This window comes from Nostoc sp. DedQUE09 (assembly GCF_034530915.1).
Classification (GTDB): domain Bacteria; phylum Cyanobacteriota; class Cyanobacteriia; order Cyanobacteriales; family Nostocaceae; genus Nostoc.
In genome coordinates this window covers 59,237-83,767 of record NZ_JAVRCE010000016.1, presented here as the reverse complement: position 1 = coordinate 83,767, position 24,531 = coordinate 59,237, and the positions used below count along the sequence as shown (strand labels likewise).

Here is a 24,531-nt window from a genome sequence, read left to right as displayed (position 1 = left end):
CAGTAGATTAGCCTATGGGTTTAGCGTGAATACAGCTTGAGAAGTCTCTGGATCGAATGGAACCGAGAGGTGTTCGTGTAATATCTGCCATTCGCCTTGATTTTTCTGGCAGACAGCGGTGACGCGCATCCAGGTCTGCATTGCTGGATGGTCTTGGGTTCCTGTGAAGCGAAATAGCCAGTGTGCAACCGCTAAGTCTTCGCTGACGGTAATCTTCAGGTCTCGTGTTTCAATCTCAAAGGTGTCGGGGAAGTAAGGCAAACATTCTTTCCACACTTGACGCCAAGCATCTTTCCCTTGGGTTTGGAAAGGAGGTTTAACATCGAAGACGATAATCTCGTTGGCATAGTGGGACATGATTTGCTCAACATCCTTGGCGCAGATAGCGCGTTGTTGCTCGGCAATTAGTTGGCGAATCTGAACTTCGTTAGTTGCGATCGCGTTTTTGGTTGTCATCGTCATCTCTCCTTTTGGGTTGAGGTTGAGTGCAGTTACAAATTCTCTGGCAAGCCTGCAACTTCAATCACAGGCCGAATTTCAACGGTGCCGACGTGCGCGCCTGGAATCCGCGCGGCGATCGCGATCGCTTCGTCGAGATCCTGAGCATTAATCAGAAAAAAACCGCCTAATTGTTCGCGAGTTTCTGCAAACGGCCCGTCAGTTACTAGTGGTTTGCCATCGCGCACCCGAACGCTGGTTGCAGTTGCCACAGGATGGAGTGGGGCGGTTGCGAGATACTGCCCCTTCGAGTTGAGTTGTTGTGCCAGTTGCGCGGATTCTACATAACAATGTTCCCGTTCAGTTTGGCTCAGGGCATTTTCCTCCAGGTAAATCAGCAGCAAATATTTCATCGGGTTGCCTCCTTTATTTCCTGTTGTTACTTCCCTTCTTTCGTAAGTCGAACGGTGCTGGCTCAAATCGACACCCCGCCAAAAATTTTTATCGTTTAGTACGATCTGGGTATACCTCCCTTGTTTCCTTTTGTTAGTAAGTCGAACGGCGCTAACTCAAATCGACACCTTGCCAAAAATTTTTATCGAAGAAAAGAGAAAAAATACCTCCTTGCCCCCTGCCCCCTGCCTCCTTCAATTCAGGTATGATCCCAAACGCAAAAACAGACGTAGAACAAGCGATCGCCTCCCTCTATCGGGCTGAATGGGGGCGGATCGTCGCCATCCTCATCCGGTTGGTGGGGGATTTTGATGTGGCTGAAGAAGCGGTACAGGAAGCCTTTATCGCTGCCGTGAATCAATGGCAGTCGAGCGGCGTGCCCGATCTCCCCCGTGCGTGGATCGTCAAAACAGCCCGATACAAAGCCATCGATCGCCTCCGACGGCGGACACGGCTGACGGAAAAATTGGAATGGTACGCCGCCTCCGGGTTAATCCCAACCCGTGAGGAGCCAACTTACGATACAGACGAAATTCCAGACGATCGACTGCGGCTGATCTTTACTTGCTGCCACCCAGCACTGGCGATCGAGGCGCAGGTTGCTTTGACGCTGCGGCTGCTGGGCGGACTTGAAACAGATGAAATTGCGCGGGCGTTTCTCGTGCCCACGGCAACGATGGCGCAACGACTGGTACGCGCCAAACGCAAGATTCGGGATGCAGGTATTCCCTATAAAGTGCCGGACACAACCGATCTGTCTGTGCGGGTGGACGCAGTGCTGACGGCGATCTATCTGATTTTCAATGAGGGCTACGCGACGACTAGGGGCGAGACGATGATGAGGGCTGACCTTTGCACAGAAGCAATTCGGCTGAGTCGCCTCGTGAGGACGTTGATGGCACCCCAACCGCCCTCAGAAGTAACTGCACTCTTGGCGCTGATGTTGCTGCACGACTCCCGGCGCGATGCCCGTTTGGATGAGGCAGGCGATCTGGTGTTGCTCGAAGATCAAGATCGTAGTCGCTGGAATCAACAACAGATTGCTGAGGCGCTGCCGCTCGTTGAGGAGTCACTGCGGGGTGGAACTGGCCCGTTTGGAGTGCAAGCAGCGATCGCGGCACTACATTGTCAGGCAGCACAAGCAGAAGAAACGGACTGGTTACAAATTGTCCGCCTCTATGATTTGCTCGAACGCTTGCAGCCCTCGGCGATTGTGTCGCTGAATCGGGCGGTGGCGATCTCTATGATAGAGAGTCCTCAGACGACCCTCGAACTCATTGATGGGCTTGCTCCCCAACTTAATGGCTACCATCTATTTCACGCCACCCGTGCGGAGATGCTGCGCCGCATTGGAGCCTCAGCGTCAGCCGCAGAGAGCTACGCGATCGCGCTTATGCTGGTTACAAATGACAGCGAACGCCGCTTTCTGGAGCGTCGGCTGCGCGAAGTTCAGCCCTAACATCCAGCATCACCGGACACGCGAAGAATTATTGATTACCAAGATTGTGTTCAGTTACTGATTAAACTTTGGTTAAGGGGGAAAGGGGAAGGGTAAAAGGGAAAAACCTTTAACCCAAACCCCAATTCCAAGTTAAAAATGCTTAACCGAACAGTATTGAAACCGTATCAATGTGCTGCTGTAACACCTTCATGATGCCAATCTACTCGGTTCATACGATAAACGAAGCAGTCATCGTCACCAAATCGTCGAGACTCGACAAATCGGAAACCAAAACGTTCATAAAAGCGGTGGACGCGGGTATTGCCAGCAAGTGGATCGACGAGTACAGCTATCACTTGCGGGTCAGCAAAACATCGAGCAAGTGCAAGCTGCATCATTTGGGTTCCATAGCCTTTGCCCAAATCACTCTCTTCCCCAATCCAGATATCAATAGCGCGAAGATTCGCCGGAACATCACCCCAGTAGTGACTATCCTCACGTGCCGGATCGATAATCTGAAGAAATCCGATGGGGCGACCATCAATTTCAGCAATCAATTGCTCTCTCCATTCAGGAGTGCGGTCAAGTTCCGTCTCCCAGCCCCAGTCATCGTTAGGATCGGACTCTACCACATGAGGTTGCTCATCCCAATGTCGCAGCAGATCCAAATCAGCAAAGGTAGCAGGGCGGAGATTTATCCTCATTGAAGGTGTTACGTTATAGTTCATGGTTTTACTCAGGTTAGTTAGCACTTACCTACTCATATTTACCGTGGTGTAACCAAATACTAAAGGATAGGGGAATTTTACCAAGAAGCGATCGCCTACGGCGGGCGGGTACGCCATCGCACAGTGAAGATATATACAAATCTAAAGACTTTATTAAATAGCTACCCAGGTAGAAAACGGGTAGTTCTCCGCTATCTTTAAGCAAGCGATTCAGGGATGATTAGTTCTATAGAAAAGCGCCAGCAAAAATTTTAGGCTGGCATTTAATAAACCGCATATAAATCAAAGCCCTGAACTTTTATCAGGGCTTTTTAAATTTAAGCAGAGTAATCGCAGCCTTTTGAGTCTGATTATTTCGTTGAAGCGATCAATTATTTATACAGTAGTGCTAGTGCTGAAACACTGATGGCAATACTGGAAAAATTGATACTGCAAGAAAACCGTAATTTTCATCTAATTCAAAAAACAGAAGCTGCTTTTCGTCAAAATTTTTCTCTGAGTGAAGGTATTTGCATTTTCGGGTAAAGCACTCTACGAAAATTGCTCTATAAATAGTATACAGAATAAACTACTATAAAACTATCGGAATAGTGTCTTTAAAGATTATGAGCAACACTAAAAAAGTTAGTGACGACTTAAGCGCTGCTGGACAACTAACTTCTGAAGAGTTAAAACAGGCAGCCCAAGAGGGATTTAAGTCAGTGCTGAACCTGCGTTCTCCTGATGAAGCAGGTTTTCTCAGTGACGAACAGCAGCAAGCTCAAGCGGCTGGACTGCAATATGCTAATGTGCCATTAAAGCCTTCAGAAGCAAATCAAGAGCAAACAGAGTTAGCAATTCAGGAGATTGAGAACTTACCCAAACCAATTTTAATTCACTGTGCTGCTGGAGCAAGGGCTGGTGGTATCGCCTTGATTGCCAATGCTATTAGTGAAGGTCTGACTTATGAGGAAATTAGTCAGAAAGCTCAAGAGCTTGGTTTAAATCTAGAACAACCCCACCTCAAGCAATTCCTACTTGAAAAGTATATTGCCAAGCAAAAATGACTAACTCAGCACCAAGTCGTTTGGGTGAACTCGCCAACCTGTTTTTTAAATTGGGCGTCATCGGCTTTGGGGGCCCGGTTGCCCATATTGCCATGATTGAAGATGAAGTAGTTAAGCGGCGTCAATGGTTGACAAGGGAGCATTTTCTAGATTTGCTGGGTGCAACTAACCTAATTCCTGGGCCAAATTCTACAGAAATGGCTATCCATATAGGATACATCTATGCAGGATGGCTGGGGCTGATTGTGTCAGGCGTTTGTTTTGTCTTACCTGCGGTTTTAATTACTGGTGGATTTGCTTGGGTTTATGTTGCCTACGGTACTCTACCCCAAATTGCTCCTTTACTTTATGGCATTAAACCAGCTGTTTTAGCAATCATCATCAATGCCCTGTGGGGCTTGGCAAAAAAGGCTGTGAAAACTCGCCAATTACTAGTGATTGCTTTCGCTGTGGCATTGCTGACATTGTTATTGAAATTAAATGAAGTAATTGCCCTGTTAATTGGGGGATTGCTGGGTATGGTTTGGTTACATTCTGGCGAGAAAAACGATAAACCAGGAGATAAAGCCAACTTTCTGATTGCTAGTCTCAGTACAGGTGCAACTTTGAAAGCATCCGCTGTACTTGCTACATCGCTAGCTACTGCATCTAATGTAGCCAACGTTTCTTTATGGCAGTTGGGTTGGTTTTTTCTGAAAGTTGGTAGTGTCTTGTTTGGTGGTGGCTACCTTTTGGTGGCTTTTCTGCAAGGAGGATTAGTTCAAGAATACGGCTGGCTGACACAACAGCAGTTATTAGATGCGATCGCAATTGGTCAATTTACCCCTGGGCCAGTACTTTCCACTGCTACGTTTATCGGTTATGTGATTGCTGGCATACCTGGCGCAATTGTTGCCACCATTGGAATTTTTCTACCTTCTTTTGTTTTCGTTGCTGCCCTGAATCCGCTAATTCCACGCTTACGAGCCTCTTCTTGGACTAGAGCATTTTTGGATGCTGTGAATGTTAGTGCTGTAGCGTTAATGGTTGTTACTACTCTGCAACTGGGGGCGGCAACTTTAACATTACCACAAGCCCCATTTGTAGATTTTCTCGGCTTGGCGATCGCGATCGTCTCAGCCATTTTAGCTATTCGCTTTCGCATCAATGCTGCATGGCTAGTATTTGGTAGCGCCTTCATTGGCTGGGGTGCTTCACTCTTGGGCTACACTCGATGAAGTCGTAGGGGTGCAAGAAGACCTATTGGTGTCAACTTAAGCTCAAACGCTTATTCCACATGCGTTTTACCCCCCTTAATCCCCTCTTATAAAGGGGGGAAACAAGAAAATCCAGTTCCCTCCCCAATACATACGGGGAGGGTTAGGGTGGCAATACGGTTCGGTTAAAGGGTAAAGGGGAAAGGGGAAGGGTTTTGAATACATCCTTTCCCCTTTACCCGCAAACCCATTCCCCAGATCATAAGGAAAGTGAAAAATGCTTATCCGAACCGTATTGGTTAGGGTGGGGTAACGCAGATCGTGATGGGAAGCCAGACAACTGAATATCACGTTTTGGCAAGGGTTTCACGTTAAGTTGACACCAATGAAGAAGGCCTTGCGCTCTTACCGCGTAGTCTATTTACCTGAAAATAGCTGTAAGCTTTCTATGCTCTCTATGACTCGAATTGATAGAGATTTTTCTGATTTTGACGGCTTAAGTAAGTCAAAAAATAGATATATTAAATCTTGCTTTCAAACTACTTTCATGTGATAATCACCATTAAGTACGGTAAGTACGTAAATTTTTAGTAGTTAATAGTCAGAGTTCAAAAATTTAGCTTTTTATCTATTTTTAAATAGATGTAGTTTGGATTGAGCAACGCGAAACCCAACATTGATCGGAGTGTTGGGTTCCGTTACTCAACCATCCGAGAATTTTGTTTGCAACAGTTTAGCCTTGCCACGCCAGTACTTATATTTAATTTATAAATCAACTCTGACTTATTTGTGGAAAGAAAGTTAACTTAAACTAAGGTGAAATATGTCAATTCAAGACACAGCATCTAATTGGGAACAACTGTTAGAAATTGCCCAAAAAAATACCCCGGCTCGACGGGTGCGTAGACCAGGGCAATCTCCTTCTACCGCTCCCATCCCTAGCAGTCTCCATAAACTGCCGCCAGATACAGAACCGCCAGTACTGCTCTACCGCGATACTAACTCTTGGTGTCCATTTTGCGAACGCGTTTGGTTTGCTCTCGAAGAAAAAGAAATTCCCTTTGCAACAGAGTTTATCGACTTGAATAACAAGCCTAAATGGTATACCGATTTAGTTCCCACAACCCTTGTCCCTGCGGCCAAAATTGAGGACAAGTTAGTTTACGAATCCAAAGATATTCTGTTAGCCTTGGAAGAACGATTTGGGCCAACTTTGCTGCCTGAAGACCCAGAAGAAAATGCCCTTGCTAGACAATGGCTTGAGGATGCTGAAACCAATGGTGTCAGAGACATCGCCTACAAATTTCTCAGACAAGCCCCGGAAGATCCGCATGAACTAGCAAGTTTACAAGCAGCTTTTGAAGCGAAATTAGACGAACTGGAGCAGCTTCTCGGAAAGTATCCTGGCCCATACTTTTTGTCAACATTTAGCGTCGTAGATATTACCTATAGTCCCCATTTAGACAGATTGGCCGCTAACTTACCCGTTTATCAGGGATATCACCTCAAGGGAAATCCCCGGTATCCTCGGATCAACGCTTGGTTTGAAGCGCTCAAACAGCGTCCCGCTTATCACCGCGTCAAATCGGATGATACCACCAACAATTTACTTTTGCGTCGTCGGTGGGGCGTGACACCAATCGGCAATCCTTTGCCACCTGACCCGGCTATTAGCCAAGAAATCCAATTTCGGGCAGAAGCGGCTGAAAGGTTGACTGATAACCGAGAAGTTGCTTTAGGAGATATTCTGAAAAACTCCGGGGTGCAAGCATTGGCGGTCAATGGCGACACCACAGCCGTTAAAGAAGCGGTTGATTTTCACCTCAGATTGCTGGCTGATTATCTCATCAATGGCAATGGTGCAGCATTACCGTGGGGACGCGTGGGTGGTAAAGACAATGCCGATCCGACTGCGGCGGCGGTTGGTGCTATCACACTCGCCTATGTGAGAAATCGCATCTGTGCGCCACGAGATATGAGCGCTGGTGCTGCAACTGCATTCCGCGCAGCAGCAGATAAAGTGTTGGCATCTCTTTATTAGCGATCGCATTTCCAAGTTATATCAAGTCCTGGTAATTAGTTATGATTTCCACAATCATTGCACCCCACCCCCAGCCCCTCCCCGCTCTTCGGGCTGTGGTGTACACACAAGTCAAATTACCCCCCTTAATCCCCCCGATGTATTGGGGGGAAATAAGAAATCTAGTTCCCTCCCCTTTCTAAGGGGAGGGTTAGGGTGGGGTAAAACTGACATGAAAAACCAAGTGAGTAAACTATTTCAGACTTGTGTGTACACCGTAGGCTCTTCGGGAGGGGAGACAAAGCGTAGCTTTGGCGGGGTGGGGTTCTTGAGGTTTAATAAGTAATCAAGCGGACATGATATCATTTGCAAAAAAATGTAGAGACGTAGCAGTGATACGTCTCTACAAAGGTTTTAGATGGAGATATCTTATCGATAATCTTGACTTTGAATGCTCCCTAAACGGGCAGCATCGCGAATATTGTAATCAGCACGGGTAAAGCGATTTAGCTGCATTTCAAAAAAGTCTCGATTAGCTTGTAAATGTTTAGGATTTTGGTCATCCAAAGGATATAAAAGTGCAGTTCGCAAAGCTTGAATTACCGCAGAAGTAACACAATACATTGAGCGTTGAAAACTCACTCCCAACTGAATCAACATATCTTCTTCACCCCGGCAATGTTGGCTGTAGTAATCAACAAGATATGGTGGCAGAAAATGCAACATATCTTGCATTAATAATGTGGGTGGTATGCCAGCAGTACCCACTGGAAATACATCAGCGTAAAGAATACCAAAGTGAAAGTCTTTCTGGTCTGCCGGCACTTGACGCGCTTGAGCATTATAAGATTTTGTCCCTCGGAAGGGTGCAGTGCGGTAGAAAACTGCTTCTACGTAAGGTAATGCAGCTTCATATAACCACATGAAACCCTTGGATTTGGGGATAATTTCGTAGCATTCACCACGAATATAAACGTGATGATAAATGGGACGACCTGCGATCGCAAATATACCATTAACTAAGAAACTCATTGCCTCTGGGACGCTGCTAATGGTACCTTCATCATAGCGATCGGACATTTCAAAGAATACCGGGGCCATGACTTCCCAGAATAAGCCCAGGTTGGCGTAGTATGACATCTGGCGACACTGTTCCAAAAACATATCGGGGAACAGGTTGTAAAGTCCCAGCATTACGGGATTCCCTTGGAAGTAAGCTTTAATTGCCCGGTCGGCGTTGGCTTTGTATTCTTCAGAATCTAGGTAAGGATCAAATTGTCCACCCATCCCTCTGTGCCACAACATCGCCCGCATACAAGCTTCCGCAAATTCCATGTTAATGCGATCGTGCAACAAGTGATGCAACAACTTCGGCATTTTGAAAGTTTCACCCTTCTCGATAAATGCCAAAAGTTCTGGATGGGCAGTAGCTTCACCGCGCCAAATTCTTAAATCGGCATCATCACCAGCGTAATGATTATGCAGTTCTAAATACTCTTTGGGCAAGAAGTATTTAAAGAAGGGAAGCGGGTTTAAAAATTCGCGTTCGGCAATATAAAGTAGGTCACGCCAGTAGAAATCCATCGGTACAGCATAAGCTTTGTATAAACCGATGATTTGCATCAAATTTTCTGGAGTATCAGGTAACATTGCACCGCCTGCTTCTAAGCGGTGAATTACTTCGGCAAATTCGTGTTTGGAAGGAGGTAATTTAATCGCAGTTTTAATTGCTGTCATGTTATGAGGAATGGAGAATGGGGAGTGAGGAAGAAACTGTAACCCTATTTCAGAGCTACTTCAGAAATTACGGTTTTTTCTAAAGAGGGAATTGCAGCTACCATCGTTGTAGTTGTGGATTCACTCCAACGCACTAACCAAGTAGGTTGTACTCCCAAAAAGATAATAAAAGCTGCCAAAATTAAAGCTGGTATTTTCTCAGACCAAAGAACTTTAGGATAGTAAGCGAAGTTATCAAGTCTGCCAAAACAAGTGCGATTGAGGAGGATAACAAAATAAACTGCGGTTAATCCACTAGCTACTACACACAAAATTGTCGGGATGGGAAAGACAGAGAAACTACCTTGAAAGACGATAAATTCGGCGATGAATCCTGTTAAACCAGGAATACCTGCGCTAGCCATTCCACTTAAGACTAGTAAGGCGCTAATTAGGGGTAAACCGCGTATAGGACTCATCAAACCATTGAGTTTATCTAACTCGCGTGTACCAACTTTCGCTTCCACGACTCCCACCAAGTGGAACAGAATCGCCAAGATGATACCGTGGCTAAACATTTGGGCGACTGCACCAACGAGTGCTAAGGGAGTACTAGCGGCACCAGCTAGCAAGATATAGCCCATGTGACCAACGGAACTGTATGCTACCATGCGCTTGATATCTTTTTGAGCGATCGCAATTACTGCCCCATAGATAGCGCTGATTGCTCCCCAAATTGCTAAAGTCGGTGCAATAATACTCCAAGCATGGGGAAACATACCCAACCCAAATCGCAACAATCCATAGGTTCCCAGTTTTGCCAATACGCCACCGAGAAGAATGGCAATTGGTGCTGAAGCCTCAACATAAGCATCGGGTAGCCAAGTATGGAAGGGAATTAAGGGAATTTTAATGCCAAAACCTAATACTATTCCTGCTAGTAAAAGGATTTGCTTTGTTGTTGAGAGGTTTTCTGTAGAGACTGCATCAAAAGCAAAATTGGTAGAACCACTAAGCCATACCATACCCAAGAATGTCGCCAGAATTAAGGCTCCCGAAACAGCAGTGTAAATCAGGAATTTCATCCCAGCATAACCCCGTTTTGCCCCTCCCCAAATGGAAATTAGCAAATAGAAGGGGATTAATTCTAGTTCGTAGAATAAGAAGAATAGCAGCAAATTTTCCGCGAGAAAAGCACCTGCGACTCCTCCACTAACTAATAAAATCATCGAGTAGAACAGTCGAGGACGTTCAGTTTCTTGACTACTGCTGTAAATAGCAATCCAGGTGAGCAGGCTATTTAACACCAACATCAAGATAGAAAGCCCATCAACACCTAATTGATAGCTCAATCCAAGGGTTTCATTCCAGGGTAAATACTCTTTAAATTGCATTTCTGGATTGCTGATATCAAATTTTAGTAGGATAAACAGATTCCAGAAGAGAACTATTCCCGAAAAAATCAATGCTATTAACCGAATGCGATTCTTAGGTATGCTTACAGGTAATATTGCTATGAGAATAGCAGCGAAAATCGGGAGCCAAATCAAGACACTTAACATGGTAATTTTGTCCTTTGTTCTTTGTCTTTTGTCCTTTGTCTTTTGTCGTTTATGACTTATTCTTAGCCAATGACCAATGACTAATGACAAAGGACAAAAAAGCTAACTGACTACGGTAATTCTTCCAGTATCTAAATCGTAATAACCACCGACTATTTTCAGTTTTTCTGCCTTGATTAACTCAGATAAAACTGTCGATGATTTCAATTTTTCAACTTGTGCCAAAATATTTGCTTTACAAGCATTTTCTAACTTATCTCCTGATTGATCTTTTGATTTTTCTACACTTGGTTTAATTGCTTCAAGTAAACTTCCAATTTGCCCTGGCACTTGAGCACCTTTGATTGCAGCATCTACTGCACCACATCTTTCATGTCCCACTACCATGATGACTTTGGCACCTAATACTAAGCTGCCAAATTCTAGGCTACCAATTTCTTCTCGCGTGGCAATATTACCAGCTACCCGGCAGACAAATAAATCTCCAAGTCCTTGGTCAAAAACAATCTCTGAAGGTACGCGTGAATCTGCACAACCTAGAATAGAAGCAAAGGGCTTTTGACCTTTGGCAACTTCGACTAAACGTGATTGAGTTTGGTTGGGATTGCGACGTTTTGCTTTAACAAATCTTTGATTCCCATCCAATAAATTTTGCAATGCCTTGTCGGGGGTAACATCATCTTCTGCTGGGGCTTTTTTTTCGGCTGCAAGTAAGTTCGAGCTAAGTCCGGCTGTCAATACACCTGTACCGATCGCACCTGCACTAAACTTCAATAAACTTCTTCTGGAAACATTGATTTGGGGATATTGTCTGCTCATGAAATTCTCCTCACAATATTAAACTGTTAACTTTTAGTAGGATAGTTACTGCTATCCAATTGTCGAGATTTGAAAAACCATATTTAAAAACTGCATTCCCCAAAATTGCCAAGTTACCCACATTCCTAAAAGACTCACTCCTAAAAGAACAGTGAATGCATAAAATTGGGTTTGCCCAGAATTGCTGTATTTAAGACCTTCGCCACCTAATAGCGAAAATAAACCAACAAAATTCACGATGCCATCGACTACAAAGCGGTCAATCATATCGGCAAGTTGGGAAATTTTGGCAACTCCAAAAATTATGGTCATTTTATAGAGTTTTGGAGTGTAAAAGTCGTATGCGAACAAGTCCTGCAAACCTTGCCAAGGGAGACGAATCGGTTTAGGAATGTTGCTTAAATAAATCACGCCAGTGATGCTACAACCGAAAATACTTGACCAAATTAAAAGCAGTGCTACATCTTTATTTAGACTTGCCCAATCGGGTAAAAGTGATAAGCTTTGCAACACTAAAGGAAGATGTAAACTGACACCAAGTAAAATCATTGTTGGCAGAATCATTGGCCAGTGAGCTTCAGGCGATCGCTGACTCATTTGTGTTGCTTTACCGCCAAAAATTAAACCAAATTCTCTGGTTAAACTCACGGCTGTTAAAGCATTTACCGCTATCACTACTCCGACTAACCAAGGTTGGGTTTCCCACAACCCATCTGCTAGTTTCACCAGCGCCCAAAAGCTACCCAATGGTGGAAAACCAATTAATCCCAATGTCCCGATGATAAAAGCGATCGCGGAAATCGGGCGACGCGTCCACAATCCGCCTAATTGGGTGACATCTTGGGTAATGCTATTCCAAATGATTCCGCCAGTACTCATCACCAACAGGGCTGCGGATATAGCGTGAGTGAGTACTAACAATAGCGCTGCTTCGTATTCTTGCACTCCTACAGCGATGAATACTAAACCCATGTACGCACTGACAGAATAGGATTGGCAGCGTTTAAGATCGATTTGAGCGATCGCAATTAAAGAAGCACCCACAGCTGTCACCGCACCAATGACAACCATCGCTGAGGAAGCTATGGGCGAGATGCTTAACACAGGTTGCAATTTAATTAGCACCCATGCACCACTAGCTACTACTACCGAGTTCCGCAAAATTGTACTGGGAACGGGGCCTTCCATCGCTTCATCTAGCCATAAATGCAGGGGAAATTGGGCACATTTACCCATTGGTCCAGCAATTAAAGCTAAACTTACCAGTGCCATAGTTGTCGGGTTGACGTTAGCAGTAGCCGCCCATTCAGCTAATTCTGGATAATTCCAAGTTCCAGCTAAAGGCCATAATGCCAACACGCCTATCAGCAAGAACAAGTCTCCCACGCGCTTGGTTAAAAACGCATCTCTGGCACCTGAAACTACTAGCGGCTGACTAAACCATAAGCCGACTAGTAGATAGGTTCCCAGCGTTAGGACTTCCAAAATTACATAGCTGAAGAACAAGTTATTACACAAAGCAAGGGCACATAATCCCGCTTCAAATAATCCTAATAAAGAATAGAAGCGTCCCCAACCCCAATCCATTTCCATGTAACCGATGGCATAAATCTGGGCCAGCAAATTCAAGCCAGTAATCACAACCAATGCGCCGACACTCACCGAGGATATATCCAAAGCAATGGTTAAGTCTAAACCAGCCGTAGATAACCACGGAATAAATACTTCTTGGGCTGGATAATTCCAAGTTGCTTGTAAGGCGATCGCACTATGCACAAACGCCAAAAATGTCATCACCAAATTTACATAACCCGCCGGTCTTGGCCCCGTTTTCCTAATGATCCCCGGCGACCAAGGCACGGCTAACAAGCCACCTATTAAGGCATAGCACGGAACTAGCCAAACAGTCTCTAGTAGAAACTGAGCCATTAACTCACCTCTATAATTGTCATCAAAACCTATGGGTTTTCAATCAACTCGCGTTGATCTCTGTTAACCCAGCGATGTCTACGACGGGCTACGCCTACGCAAAACATACAAGTTTATCTTTATTTAATGTTGTTAGAAACAGCTTACCGTTATATCTGTCAAAATGGAATTAGTTAATTAAATAAATTTGAGATAAGAACTCTAATTATTTCTTATATAATCAACTATTTAAGTAAGGATTAATAGGTATTTATTCTTATGTATGCATCAAGTCAGGGATAAATCAATAGTTATCATTAGTTTTATCAATCGATCTAAATAATTAAGAGACGCAATCAATCGCGTCTCTATAAATCGACTAAATATAATTTATATTTGGTTGATTTTGTCAACCTGCCAGTGAGAGATAGTAATGGCAGGTGGCGAGATAACTTGACTGATGGGGGCGGGTTTCATGTCCCGGTAGTCCAGGAGTTGGACTACGATGAGGTAGGCGATCGCTAAAATGACCGAAATCGCACCTGTAAGAATAGCAATTAATTTTGAACGTTCCATCAGTATTTCCTGTAATGAAAGTTATTGTGCAGTGTTTATATCCACATAATAAACTCGGCTATAGTTTCTGGGCATGAAAGGTTGTTTGAAAAATGATTGGCTACGCTGGTAACAAAATAACCTATTTTTAATTGCTATAACCCTTGATTTTTAAAGCTTTTTGGGGAATGAAACAGCCCTGCTCTCCCATCCGTGATATCATGTCCGCCAAATTACCCATAATAAAAGAACCCCACCCCCAACCCCTCCCCGCCTGCGGGGCTACGGTGTACACACAAGTCTGAAGTCGTTTACGAATCTGGTTTTTACCCCACCCTAACCCTCCCCTTGCAAAGGGGAGGGAACAAGATTCGATTCTTTCCCCCCTTTCCAAGGCTACGGTGTACACACAAGTCGTGAAATTCCACCTGACACTTGGTTTCGTCCTCTAGCAGTAGGATTGTGCGATCGCTCTGAAAGTCTGTCATTGCGTTCGCGTAGCGTCTCGTAGAGAGGAGAAACGACGAAGCAATCGCTTTAACTCACGGGATTATGTGATTACTTCGCTCCGTTATCACTGCGCTCGTAATGACTATTTTTGGGGTCTATAACGCCTGAAACCCTTTCAGATAGTACTTGTGTGTACACCGTAGGCCTGCGGGGAGGGGAGACAAAGCACAGCTTTGGCGGGGTGGGGTTCTTCGGGTTTAATAAGCAATCAAGCGGACATGATATGAGAGGGGATGAGGGTGTGAGGGATTTGCAAAACGCCTGTCTAATATAGTTTTCGGCTTAAGTTGACACCAATGGGCCTTGCGCCCCTACTATAGGATATTTTTTTATAGCCGTAGTCACATAGATTAGGACAGTGTTGAGTATTGATTGCTCAAAGGCCTGAAACGACTGGATTTTTGTTTAGCACTCAGCACTCAGCACTCAGCACTCAGCACTCAGCCACTCAACACTCAGCACTCAGCACTCAGCACTCAGCACTCAGCACTCAGCACTCAGCCACTCAGCACTTTGCATAACTGGAAGTCTTTTATCGCGTCTTGAAAGACTAATTATCTACACCAATAACCCTTAACTCAAGCGTATTGATTTAAAATCGCGTTTCATACTCAACTAGGAGTTGATTTTCATCCCCCAAATCAGTTGAGCCTCGCATCAGAATTTCGTCATTGACTCGATAGAGCACATTGTAACGAAAAGAGTCATCGCTAGAAAGAGCGCGTGATAAAGAGGCAGAGAAATTTCTATTGATGTCAAATACACCTTCTGCTGATAAATTCAGAATTGAAGCTCTTGATACTTCATTGTTAGTAGCAGGAGTAGGAAATATCCGAAACTCACTGAAACCAACAGCCTGTCCGATCGCAGTAATAGTTCCTTGTAAACTACCTAAAATGGTAGAACTAGCGAAATTAGTCAGCCCTTGCCCTGCATCTGCTTGACCGAAAGAACCCAGAATTGAGCCACCCAGCAGAGCAACTATTTCTCCCTTACTACGGCTAGGTTCGCTCGTCAGTTCTAAATTGTCACCCAATTTACTAGCTGGCCCGTTCACCCTAGCTTGAACGCGAACGCTACGTAAAGTCCCAAAGTTATTGACAGAAACATCGCTGACTTCAGAAGACAAGGGTGATTCCAAAGTTTGAGTGTTCCTTGCTGATGCTTCCGGTACAATTGCGGTCAGTCGGACATCCAAAGTAGGGTCAAGTCCTTGACTAGGAGTAAACTGCGCAGTGTGTTCATAGCCCCGCGCCAAGGTAAACTCAGTAGAAAATAAGCTTAGTCGTCCTCCTGTCAAACGAATGACTCCTTCAGGAAGTGGTTTGGCTAATGTACCATTGATAGTCAAGCCGCCTGTTGCATCAAAGCTCAATAAAGGCTGACTTAATGCCGCTCCTCCTGGTACAAAGCTTAGTAGAGACTGAGTTGTAACACGAATATCTTTGTCTAAAATCAACTTTAAATCTGCAAACTCTACAGGTAAATTGGGTGGAGTTGCGGCGCTAGTGCTTGCGTCTGCTGTCGCCACTGGCTTAGTGCTTCCTTCCACTGTAGCCACTGGGTTAGCGCTATTCTCTGCTGTCGGTGCGACGTTAGGGTTAACTTCTTCTCTATTTAGATTGATGACTTTAGTATTAGCCTCTGCTGTCGTTGCTGATTTTTTAGCAGTAGCAGTCGAGTTGCCAATAATCACCTGACCATCACTCAATTTAATCTCTCCACCAATTACAGGTTTTAACGCCGTGCCGCGAATCACGACATCGCCGCCAACACCACCTTCATACAATCCTGCAATTTCAAAATTGAGTTTGTCTGCTATTGATACCGTGAGAGGGTTTGATGTTGCTTGCTGAGGCTGAAGAATTGGGAGGATGCCTGATGCACTTACTTGCCCTTCATTGTAAGTGCCTTGGATACCTTGGACATTCACACTATTACCATTAAACTGCGCTGTTCCTGTGACATTCGTTAGGGGTTCAGATAAGGCTTTAGCGCTAAAAGTTGCATCATTAAGTGTGACATTGCCATTAATAATTGGTTCGTTTAAAGTACCTTGAACATTTAAATCTACTTGTCCTTGACCATTTACCCAAGCGACTTGATTGTTAGTAAACAGGTTTAACAGTGCTAATCCTTCATTATTCACATTGGCGTTGATGCTGATTTGATTGCTATCCGGTTGCACTTCGGCAAAAGGTAACGGAGCAGGTACGTTACCTGTAATGGTAACTGGCTGCGTTCCTGTCACTAGTAAGGTACTGTCAAAATTCAAACGAGCATTGTTGTAATCAAAGTTCACTTGTCCTGTTTGCACGGGTTGCTTGTTAAGAGTTGCATTCGCCAGTGTCACTTCCCCTTGGACTCTAGGATCTTGTAAACTACCTCCCAAGGTGGCGTTAGCATTCACATTACCAGTGATATCTACGGGATATTTTTCGATCAAAGGTTCTAAAAGTGATAGAGGTAGACTGGCTACATTCAATTTTCCAGATAGTTGCTCAGTTCCTAACTGCCCCGAAAATGCCACTAGTCCTTGATTAATCCCCACGCTCAAGGGCGAAAGGGTGACGATACCATCGGCAAAATTGCCTTGAGCAACAACTTGATTGATGGAATAATTACCCCATTGCCAGTTAGCACCTTGAAAATTAAAGCCAACGTTCAACCCAGATTTTAACGAGCCATTGGCTGTAATTGCTCCGTTTAAAGCACCTGTTAATTCTGCAAGGCTGGGCAAAGATGGGGTTTGTTTTGTTTCTGCTTGCTGTTCTTTGGCGATCGCTGTTGTAATATTCGAGAAATATGCTAACTGTGTTTTCAAATCTGTATCGGGCAAACTGACAGACTCAGTTTCAAGTGCTTCTGCTCCAGCTAATGTTGGAGGTTGTAACCCAGTATTAAGGTCTTGAAAGTCGAAGATATTAAACGCTTGTAAGAGTCTCTGGATTTTGGCTTCGGCAAAATTAGCTTGAAATTGAAATTGCGGGTCATTCCCTGCTTGCACGTTACCACTGAGGGCGATGTTGCTATCGCCAATCCGCAATAGACCATTAGCCAAGCTAGCTGTACCATCGGCATAATTGATGTTGCCGCGAAATTCATCGGCTGCAACTCTGGCAACGCGAGGCCCTGCGATCGCCACATCCCCTGCAATGGCATAATTATTTAAATTAACAACTAAATTACCTGATAATTGCCCCCCCAAAGGTTTCAATTGATTGTTAGGTAAAAAGCCGCCAACCAGAGCGATGGGAAACTGTTGGGCGTTGATTATCAAGTTATCTCCCTCAGTTCTACCCGTAGTAACTGCTTCATCGCGTTTAACTAAAAATGAAGTGGGACGATAATCTGCACCTAAGTTAAGCGCAATCCGATCTTGTTTCCCAGCTAGTCGCAGAGTTGCCCCTTGTCCCCCTTGAAAATTCACGTTTCCGGTTAAAAGTGGGTCAAATGCCAAGTTACTTACATTGAAATTCCGCAGTCGGATATTCCCATTCGCTTGCGGGACATCTGGAGTGCCTGTAACTTTCCCATTAAAATCCAGCCGCCCTGCTATTGCTACGTCCCCAGGAACTTTAAAGCCAGTATTTTGTAAGTTGAAATTTCGCGCCAGTACATTTAAATCAAATCCGGCAATTTGGGGTGCGCCAGTTGGGGGAGACTGAATAGCGATTGCACCATTAGCACTAAATCCTGCGGTACTTGCGTTTTCAACGATAATCTGCTGTCCATTCCACTGAAATCTTGCGGTGAGCGGTTTTGCCAGTTGCGCTACTCCTTGGGGAAGGCTGATTTGTCCGGCGGCGCGAATATCCGCAAGCTGGAAAGATTGGGTTGTGCCAGCTAATTGAATATTGCTATTCAGCCGTCCTCGCAATTGTGGTGAGAAACGGCTGAGTTGAATTCGAGAAGTTTTAACAGATCCTTGCCAGCGTTGTTGTGCAAGTTGACCTTGAGCTGTGATTGTCCCACCTGCCACGTTCACAACCGCATCGGGAAAGACGATATTCTCTCCTTGTTTGGTAACAACAACTCGTCCGCTAGTGGGATAGGTGGCACTAGGCGCTTGCACCCGCGCGACTGTTTGCAGATTGCTCAGAGTGCCGGAAATATCGGCATTTGCTGAGACATTCCCAATGGCGATCGAGGGTGAGGAATTATAGGCTTTGGCGATCGCATCCCCTGGTATATTTTTTGCTTGCACATTCAATGCCACCCTACCTTGGGGTGCAAGCTGAACTCGTCCGCTAGCTGTGACTTGCCCTCCCACTTCTGGATTTGCTTGAACGCGAGAAACGTTGACGTTTAAGGGTGTACCCAGAGAACCAGAAATTTTTGCGTTCGCAGATATACCACCAACATTAATTGGAGTTGAAATACCGTAACCTTGTGCGATCGCATTTCCTGGAATACCTTGAGCTTGAATATCTACGCCTACCTGACCTTGGGGAGCGAGTTGAATTTGACCATTGGCTGTGATTTGTCCCCCGGCTGGCGGTGCTACTTGAACATTGGAAACATCAAGTTTTAAAGGCTGTTTGCGAAGTGAGCCAGAAATTTGGGCTTTTGCGGAAACATTGCCAACTGCGATCGGTAAAGTAACGCCATAGCTTCGTGCTAGTATATCTCCTGATATTCCATCAGCTTGAGCATTAAATATTACCCCATCTTTGGTTCCCAGATTAGCTTGACCACCGCCTATAATTTGACCACCTGCTGCGGGGACTATTTTCAGATTGGAGACAGTAAGTTGAGATGCAGTTTGAGATGCATTCAAGCGGAAATCAGTGTTGATGGTTTTAAATTGAACGCGATCGACTTGAATCGGTTTGGTGTTACTTACTGTACCGATGACGACTGGTTTCTCAAGTGCGCCGCCTACCTGAATATTTGCTTGAATTTCGCCACTAGCCGGGACTGACGAATTCACTTTCAATGTATCTAAAATATTTTTCGCAGTAACTGGTCTGATCTGAGCAGAAACATTAAAACCTGTTTGAGTATTAATTGTTCCATTTGCCAGAATAGGAACTTTGCCAAAGTTCGTACTCAGATTATCTAAAGTAACTGTCTGACCCTGAAATAGAAATTTCCCATTAAAATTAGAAATCGGCTGAGGAATATTTTGGATCTTAGCGGTGATTTGATTAGCTGTAGCTGTTCCGGTAATTGCGATGTCTGAAAGTTTGGGTGGAATCTGAACCCCTAAGTCAGCATTTAAATACCCTGCTTGCAGAGCGATCGGTAACTGAATTAATCGAGTGATATCGGATGCTTGTAAATTTTGTGCTTGCAGTTGGAGCTTAGTTTGTTGAGCTTTTAGTTGGGTTTCGCCAACAATTTTGGCAGCGCCTCCCCTAGTGAGTTGAGTATTGAAGTCATAACCGATCCTTTGATTTTGATCGAAAAATCGGGCAATCCCACCAACTCGATCTAATATTACTGAGTCTTTGGGTTTAGTTGGTGCAGTGAATGGCATTAACTCTATATCGCCATCTTGAATTTGAAGTGACTGCAACTCAGTTTGAATAAAGCCTTGTCCCTCCCCAGCCTTAACTTGGGCTGTCACCCAACGACCATCTTTATCCTGTTGAACATAGACATTGGGTTGAATTAAGGTGACATTTAGTGCTAATTTTCGGCTCAGAATAAGTTGCAACGGCGAGAACTGCACATCTAAGGCTTTTGCTACCACCTGATCTGCATCGGTGGCAGTTGCTGGTATTGATAGAGAGCTAAATCTTAGACTGGAAAGCGAAAAACGTTCAACTTCTCCAACTTTTACTGGACGCCCTAGTAATTGCTCAAGATTTTGCTGCACTAACGGTGCTAAATCTTTGTATACATAGTTTCTAGCCCACCAAGCACCAACTATAATTCCAACTAGTAAAACCCCACCCAGAGCCAAACTGGTACGTCCTAAAAGCAGGAGCCACAGACGACGATTAGATGGTTCCTGATTGTTTTCTGAATTTGGCGATCGCTTCATGATTGTTACTAGTACCAGTAATTTTTTCTGGAGTCAGGCTAGAGACAAATTAGTTAGTTGTATCTGCAAGTTACAAAATATGGTTTCACAATATCAGAACTTACGCAAGAACTTTGCAGCAAGTTGCTCCTATTTATTAGACGAGACTGCACCAATAAGACGCATTTCGAGTGCGTCTATGTTATTTCATAATTTTTCGTAATTACTGAATATATTTTGATTAATAGTTTGTCACCAGACATTAGTTTTGTTGGTCTTAAAGTTTGAAAACTTTGCTGGTATTAGGAAGATTATTTAGAATTTTATGTGCGTCTTCAAAAGAAGTGGTATAGCGTTTCCTAATCACATGAATTAGATCATATTCCCCTTATCGCTTGCGCGGAGGGGTTGGGGTGGGGTTCTTGTACCTCACTTAACCAATAACTGCTATATGGATATTATCTTTCAGGAATTAGGTAATATTTTATGATTAAATTACTTTACGGTCGCACCTGTATATACGACTTTGGTTATAAAAATTAATTTTTATAAAATCTAACTTAGTATAGATGACAAGAGTAAATAATCTTGATTTGGAAGTAATGTAGAGTGAAAAGTTACTTTCTGAAGCTGGATTTGGCTCCCCGAACAAGGCGATGCAAATGTTTACGACATACTACGCGATCGCACTTACAAAATATTTGTGAATAAAACTTAGGCTTACGTCAAGTTCTCAAAGAATTTTATTGAGTAATTCATCAAGTCAAATTTGAGACTATAACTGTGCTATTAAACATCAATACGCTGGAAATATATTAAGTAAGAAGAACTAAATAACAAAATTCCCGACTTCTCTAAAAAGTTGGGAATCTGAGCTTTTCCATTCATCTTTTGCAAACCCAATCATTCATCATTTGGATCGTCAATCATTTCCGGTACTAAAGCTGGGTTACTTTTACGTTCTTCTGGTGATTGCTCTCGAATAACATCGTCTATTCTCGCAGGGTGTTTGATTTTGTCCAATATCTCTGGACTTAATTGTGAGGCATCACCTTCTGGATTAGACTTTTCAGCCTGGCTAGGAACTGTTTCCTTATTCATAATTATTTCCCTAAACCCTAAACTTATACGCCAAGCTTAAGTTCTTCTATGGTTGGGTACACACTATCTTGGGACTTAATTTCACATAACGGTGGGAAGAAAGGCGTCAGTTGCCAGAATTCAGTTGGGTATTTTGAACGAAAGAGCGAATAGCACAGCGTAAAGCCTTCTCTCTATAGGAAAAGAAAAGGCTTAGAGCTAGTCCGCTTACTCTGTAAGAGTTGCAGGGTTTCATAAGAGAGCGTCTTGATTCTGACGCCTTGGCAAAGCGTCTCCGGCTCTGCTCCTGAATTCTTCTTCAAGAATTGTGGTTTTTGGCTAACCCAGAGAGCAATGTCATGAAAGCTTGATATTGTTGCCGTTGCTCAATATGTAAATTAATACTAATGTTATGAAACCATGACAATTAGATCCCAGAAGGGCTGATAAATTCGTGAAACAGCTAAAAAACCCACCTCTTACCCCTTGATCCCTAGATATGCTTAGTGGTTAATATTGACTTAACAAATACAAATCCTCCGATCCCAAAGAAATGCTAATTTTGGCACAATAAGGAATTGAAAGGGTGTTGGCTCAATTTAAAAACAGATTAAAAAGCTTAAAAACTGGGCAAAACCAGGAGTCAGTATAAGAAATTCATCTGGAATGGATGAGATTTTACATAGCATTCTTTAACCAGGGGAAATCATTTACCGCTTAAACTACTGGAGGCCAAATTAATGGCAAAAGAACGCCCGCCACTAGAGGAGATGACCTTACGCCAACTACGCAAAGTTGCTAGCGAATATAGCATCTCTCGCTATAGCCGAATGCGTAAATCACAACTACTGGCATCAATACAAGAAGTCCAACGTAGCAAAACCTTACTCAGTCCATCTCGTTCATTGGAGGCACAAGAAACCGTGGAAGCTGCAAAGTTTGAATTAGGTCAGGAAGATCGTACTGGTGGATCTTTGGCTGATGTTGATGAAGGACTGGCAGATTTGCCTTCTGGCTATGGTGAAAGCCGGATTGTACTGTTACCGCGCGATCCTCAATGGGCTTACACTTACTGGGATGTTCCCAATGAACACAAAGAGGAACTGCGTCGGCAAGGCGGACAACAACTGGCACTACGGATTTATGATGTCACCGACATTAATATCGAATACCAAAGCCCGCATAGTATTCAAGAATATCCTGCTGATGAACTAGCTAGAGAATGGTATCTACCAGTTCCAGTTAGCGATCGCGATTATACAATCGATATCGGCTATCGTGCTGCTGATGGTCGCTGGTTAGTACTAGCTCGTTCTAGTAGAGTACACATTCCTCCCGTCTATCCTTCTGACTGGATTGAGGATGTCTTCATCACTGTAAATTTTGAAGAAGATTTACGTGGCAAAACTCAGTACGAACTAGTTCCTCCTGCCAAGAAAGTTCCAGCTACTACCAATGGTAATGTTGGTAATGCTGTGAATGGCAACCCCATCTACGACGAAATATTTGGTTTAGCAGAATCTGCCGAAGCACTACGGGTTGCTGGTTCTATCTTCGGCTCCCAACAAGGTGCAGTACGTCCTGAACAAGCCATTAGCTCCTACATTTTCCCATCTGGTGTAGGTCTGTGGGCAACTCCTACCGTGTCTGGCTTAACCGCTTCCGGTGCAGGAATGTCAGGTGTTGGCTTCTCGGCTTCTGCCGTACCCGTGCGTCCACGCAAGTTCTGGTTAATTGCCGATGCTGAGTTGATAGTCTACGGTGCAACCGAACCCGATGCTACCGTAACCATTGGTGGCCGTCCAATTCAGTTAAATCCAGATGGAACATTCCGTTTCCAAATGTCCTTCCAGGATGGTTTAATTGACTACCCAATTTTGGCTGTAGCTGCTGATGGCGAGCAAACCCGCTCAATTCAGATGAAATTTAACCGTGAGACACCATCTCGGAATACTAACACCAAAGAAGAAGCTGTCTTAGAATGGTTTTCTTAAGTTTTGGCTCTGAGATTGGCTCCAAACTGAAATTTTAAATTATTCCCCGCTATAGTAATTCTGTAGCGGTTTTTTTATATTATTATGTCTACAAAAAAATTATTTTTGTTATTTATCTTGAGCATTGGTGCAAGCTTATTATCAGGTTGTCAAAAGATTGAAGCAAATTTAGTCCCAAAAGCGTCTAAAAGTTGCCCTGGCAAAGATGCCAAGTTCAGTATTAATTTTTTTAAAACCAATAATCAAGGTAAAAAAAATCCCAAAGGTATTAACAATGTAATTATTTTTAATCCCAAATCAGCAGAATTAGATTTTAAAGTTAATGTTGGTCTATCTCATAAACTTTACGCCAAAGATAGTAGAGGTAGACTGCGTAAAGAATATGTAGCAAAACAGTTTCGTGAACTCATCGCTGATGAGAATGCCAAGTTAAACGGACAGCTACCCATTGCTGCAATTAATGCCGACTATATAGATACTGATGATAAACCCCAAGGCTTAAATATTTCGCGTGGTGTAGAGTATTCAGGAGCATTTAAAAATAAACGTTCTTCCTTTGGGATATCAGGAGGTACACCCCAGCAGCGACAGGCTACTATTCAAGCTGGCAGAAGAAAAAACGATATTCTCAATTACAATTTAGTGGGCGGTAATGGCAGATTCTATCGTCAGGGTAAGTTTAAGGATATTTGTCAAGATTTGGGAGAATTTGCTTGTAAAAATGCAACTAATCGCTCTCTGGCAGCTATCACCAACCAAGGCTATGTAATCTTATTAGTTAATGACTTGAAAGCTAATTCCGAGATTGAATTATCTCAACTTAATCAAGAGTTACTGCCAGATATGTTTGATAATGTCTTGGAAGGTATTGCTAGTAATAACTGTTTAGGTAAAATTCAAGAAGGAATTTTATTTGATGGAGGTATGTCTCCAGGATTGTATTACAACCGGAAAACTTATGTAGAAAACCTTGGGCCGATTGGTTCAGTTTTTTTGATTTACAAAAAATAAAATAGTTATAATTACCGCAGTTATTGCATCCCTCCCCGATGCTTTAGCGGCGTGGGTGATTCGGGTTTAATTAAGTCATTAAG

The 24,531-nt window shown here is 43.7% G+C and carries 18 protein-coding genes; 7 read left to right on the top strand and 11 right to left on the bottom strand.

The features are described from left to right. Window positions 1-12: 12 nt before the first annotated feature. Both RMY27_RS13050 and RMY27_RS13045 read right to left on the bottom strand, forming a co-directional pair. A complete protein-coding gene (locus RMY27_RS13050) occupies window positions 13-456 on the bottom strand; it encodes a YybH family protein (protein ID WP_322663764.1) in 444 nt (147 codons plus the stop codon). A 35-nt stretch (window positions 457-491) separates the two neighbouring features. Beyond that, entirely contained in the window at window positions 492-851 is a 360-nt protein-coding gene (locus RMY27_RS13045; protein WP_322663763.1) for a YciI family protein, read from the bottom strand. 245 nt (window positions 852-1,096) lie between these two features. Here RMY27_RS13045 and RMY27_RS13040 point away from each other — a divergent pair, with 245 nt between their 5' ends. Further along, the gene (locus RMY27_RS13040) at window positions 1,097-2,350 is read left to right on the top strand and encodes an RNA polymerase sigma factor (protein WP_322663762.1); all 1,254 of its coding nucleotides are present in this window, start codon (window positions 1,097-1,099) and stop codon (window positions 2,348-2,350) included. A 167-nt stretch (window positions 2,351-2,517) separates the two neighbouring features. On the opposite strand, the gene RMY27_RS13035 is transcribed toward RMY27_RS13040, so the two are convergent. Both RMY27_RS13035 and RMY27_RS13030 read right to left on the bottom strand, forming a co-directional pair. Then, complete coding sequence (locus tag RMY27_RS13035; protein ID WP_322663760.1) at window positions 2,518-3,060, bottom strand: GNAT family N-acetyltransferase; 543 nt, start codon at window positions 3,058-3,060, stop codon at window positions 2,518-2,520. 28 nt (window positions 3,061-3,088) lie between these two features. Then, on the bottom strand, window positions 3,089-3,265 hold the full coding sequence (locus tag RMY27_RS13030) for a hypothetical protein (RefSeq protein WP_322663758.1): 177 nt from the start codon (window positions 3,263-3,265) through the stop codon (window positions 3,089-3,091). A 400-nt stretch (window positions 3,266-3,665) separates the two neighbouring features. Between RMY27_RS13030 and RMY27_RS13025 the strand changes: the two genes are divergently transcribed. From RMY27_RS13025 to RMY27_RS13015, 3 genes are all read left to right on the top strand, one after another. Next, a complete protein-coding gene (locus RMY27_RS13025) occupies window positions 3,666-4,106 on the top strand; it encodes a beta-lactamase hydrolase domain-containing protein (RefSeq protein WP_292740392.1) in 441 nt (146 codons plus the stop codon). Beyond that, the gene (chrA, locus tag RMY27_RS13020; RefSeq protein WP_322663757.1) at window positions 4,103-5,323 is read left to right on the top strand and encodes a chromate efflux transporter; all 1,221 of its coding nucleotides are present in this window, start codon (window positions 4,103-4,105) and stop codon (window positions 5,321-5,323) included. The genes RMY27_RS13025 and chrA overlap by 4 nt, the downstream gene beginning before the upstream one ends. Before the next feature lie 802 nt (window positions 5,324-6,125). Continuing rightward, window positions 6,126-7,343, top strand: coding sequence for a glutathione S-transferase family protein (locus tag RMY27_RS13015; RefSeq protein ID WP_322663756.1), 1,218 nt, complete (start codon window positions 6,126-6,128; stop codon window positions 7,341-7,343). 408 nt (window positions 7,344-7,751) lie between these two features. On the opposite strand, the gene RMY27_RS13010 is transcribed toward RMY27_RS13015, so the two are convergent. From RMY27_RS13010 to RMY27_RS12990, 5 genes are all read right to left on the bottom strand, one after another. Continuing rightward, complete coding sequence (locus RMY27_RS13010; RefSeq protein ID WP_322663755.1) at window positions 7,752-9,059, bottom strand: CO2 hydration protein; 1,308 nt, start codon at window positions 9,057-9,059, stop codon at window positions 7,752-7,754. Window positions 9,060-9,103: 44 nt separating this feature from the next. After that, a complete protein-coding gene (locus RMY27_RS13005; protein WP_322663753.1) occupies window positions 9,104-10,600 on the bottom strand; it encodes an NADH-quinone oxidoreductase subunit M in 1,497 nt (498 codons plus the stop codon). A 102-nt stretch (window positions 10,601-10,702) separates the two neighbouring features. Then, window positions 10,703-11,419: a carbonic anhydrase gene (locus RMY27_RS13000; RefSeq protein ID WP_322663751.1), complete on the bottom strand. Its 717-nt coding sequence runs from the start codon at window positions 11,417-11,419 to the stop codon at window positions 10,703-10,705. Between the two features lie 51 nt (window positions 11,420-11,470). Then, window positions 11,471-13,348 carry an NAD(P)H-quinone oxidoreductase subunit F gene (locus RMY27_RS12995; RefSeq protein ID WP_322663749.1) on the bottom strand — a complete coding sequence of 626 codons (1,878 nt, stop codon included), beginning with the start codon at window positions 13,346-13,348 and terminating at the stop codon, window positions 11,471-11,473. Window positions 13,349-13,717: 369 nt separating this feature from the next. Next, on the bottom strand, window positions 13,718-13,903 hold the full coding sequence (locus RMY27_RS12990; RefSeq protein WP_322663747.1) for a hypothetical protein: 186 nt from the start codon (window positions 13,901-13,903) through the stop codon (window positions 13,718-13,720). A gap of 861 nt (window positions 13,904-14,764) precedes the next feature. Here RMY27_RS12990 and RMY27_RS12985 point away from each other — a divergent pair. After that, window positions 14,765-14,938, top strand: a complete 174-nt coding sequence (locus tag RMY27_RS12985; RefSeq protein ID WP_322663745.1) for a hypothetical protein — start codon at window positions 14,765-14,767, stop codon at window positions 14,936-14,938. Window positions 14,939-14,984: 46 nt separating this feature from the next. Here RMY27_RS12985 and RMY27_RS12980 read toward each other — a convergent pair whose 3' ends face one another. Together RMY27_RS12980 and RMY27_RS12975 are read right to left on the bottom strand one after the other, a co-directional pair. Further along, window positions 14,985-20,384, bottom strand: coding sequence for a translocation/assembly module TamB domain-containing protein (locus RMY27_RS12980; protein WP_322663742.1), 5,400 nt, complete (start codon window positions 20,382-20,384; stop codon window positions 14,985-14,987). 882 nt (window positions 20,385-21,266) lie between these two features. Beyond that, the gene (locus tag RMY27_RS12975; protein ID WP_322663740.1) at window positions 21,267-21,464 is read right to left on the bottom strand and encodes a hypothetical protein; all 198 of its coding nucleotides are present in this window, start codon (window positions 21,462-21,464) and stop codon (window positions 21,267-21,269) included. 719 nt (window positions 21,465-22,183) lie between these two features. Here RMY27_RS12975 and RMY27_RS12970 point away from each other — a divergent pair. Both RMY27_RS12970 and RMY27_RS12965 read left to right on the top strand, forming a co-directional pair. After that, window positions 22,184-23,437, top strand: coding sequence for a DUF4912 domain-containing protein (locus RMY27_RS12970; RefSeq protein ID WP_322663738.1), 1,254 nt, complete (start codon window positions 22,184-22,186; stop codon window positions 23,435-23,437). A gap of 84 nt (window positions 23,438-23,521) precedes the next feature. Continuing rightward, window positions 23,522-24,448 carry a phosphodiester glycosidase family protein gene (locus RMY27_RS12965; RefSeq protein ID WP_322663736.1) on the top strand — a complete coding sequence of 309 codons (927 nt, stop codon included), beginning with the start codon at window positions 23,522-23,524 and terminating at the stop codon, window positions 24,446-24,448. Window positions 24,449-24,531 lie beyond the last annotated feature (83 nt).

Coding starts and splice junctions, on each gene's coding strand:
- RMY27_RS12990 (WP_322663747.1), bottom strand. CDS start 13,903: ATGGAACGTTCAAAATTAATTGCTATTCTTACAGGTGCGATTTCGGTC.
- RMY27_RS12965 (WP_322663736.1), top strand. CDS start 23,522: ATGTCTACAAAAAAATTATTTTTGTTATTTATCTTGAGCATTGGTGCA.
- RMY27_RS13025 (WP_292740392.1), top strand. CDS start 3,666: ATGAGCAACACTAAAAAAGTTAGTGACGACTTAAGCGCTGCTGGACAA.
- RMY27_RS13050 (WP_322663764.1), bottom strand. CDS start 456: ATGACAACCAAAAACGCGATCGCAACTAACGAAGTTCAGATTCGCCAA.
- RMY27_RS13005 (WP_322663753.1), bottom strand. CDS start 10,600: ATGTTAAGTGTCTTGATTTGGCTCCCGATTTTCGCTGCTATTCTCATA.
- RMY27_RS13010 (WP_322663755.1), bottom strand. CDS start 9,059: ATGACAGCAATTAAAACTGCGATTAAATTACCTCCTTCCAAACACGAA.
- RMY27_RS13045 (WP_322663763.1), bottom strand. CDS start 851: ATGAAATATTTGCTGCTGATTTACCTGGAGGAAAATGCCCTGAGCCAA.
- RMY27_RS12980 (WP_322663742.1), bottom strand. CDS start 20,384: ATGAAGCGATCGCCAAATTCAGAAAACAATCAGGAACCATCTAATCGT.
- RMY27_RS13035 (WP_322663760.1), bottom strand. CDS start 3,060: ATGAACTATAACGTAACACCTTCAATGAGGATAAATCTCCGCCCTGCT.
- RMY27_RS13040 (WP_322663762.1), top strand. CDS start 1,097: ATGATCCCAAACGCAAAAACAGACGTAGAACAAGCGATCGCCTCCCTC.
- RMY27_RS12995 (WP_322663749.1), bottom strand. CDS start 13,348: ATGGCTCAGTTTCTACTAGAGACTGTTTGGCTAGTTCCGTGCTATGCC.
- RMY27_RS12975 (WP_322663740.1), bottom strand. CDS start 21,464: ATGAATAAGGAAACAGTTCCTAGCCAGGCTGAAAAGTCTAATCCAGAA.
- chrA (WP_322663757.1), top strand. CDS start 4,103: ATGACTAACTCAGCACCAAGTCGTTTGGGTGAACTCGCCAACCTGTTT.
- RMY27_RS13000 (WP_322663751.1), bottom strand. CDS start 11,419: ATGAGCAGACAATATCCCCAAATCAATGTTTCCAGAAGAAGTTTATTG.
- RMY27_RS13015 (WP_322663756.1), top strand. CDS start 6,126: ATGTCAATTCAAGACACAGCATCTAATTGGGAACAACTGTTAGAAATT.
- RMY27_RS12970 (WP_322663738.1), top strand. CDS start 22,184: ATGGCAAAAGAACGCCCGCCACTAGAGGAGATGACCTTACGCCAACTA.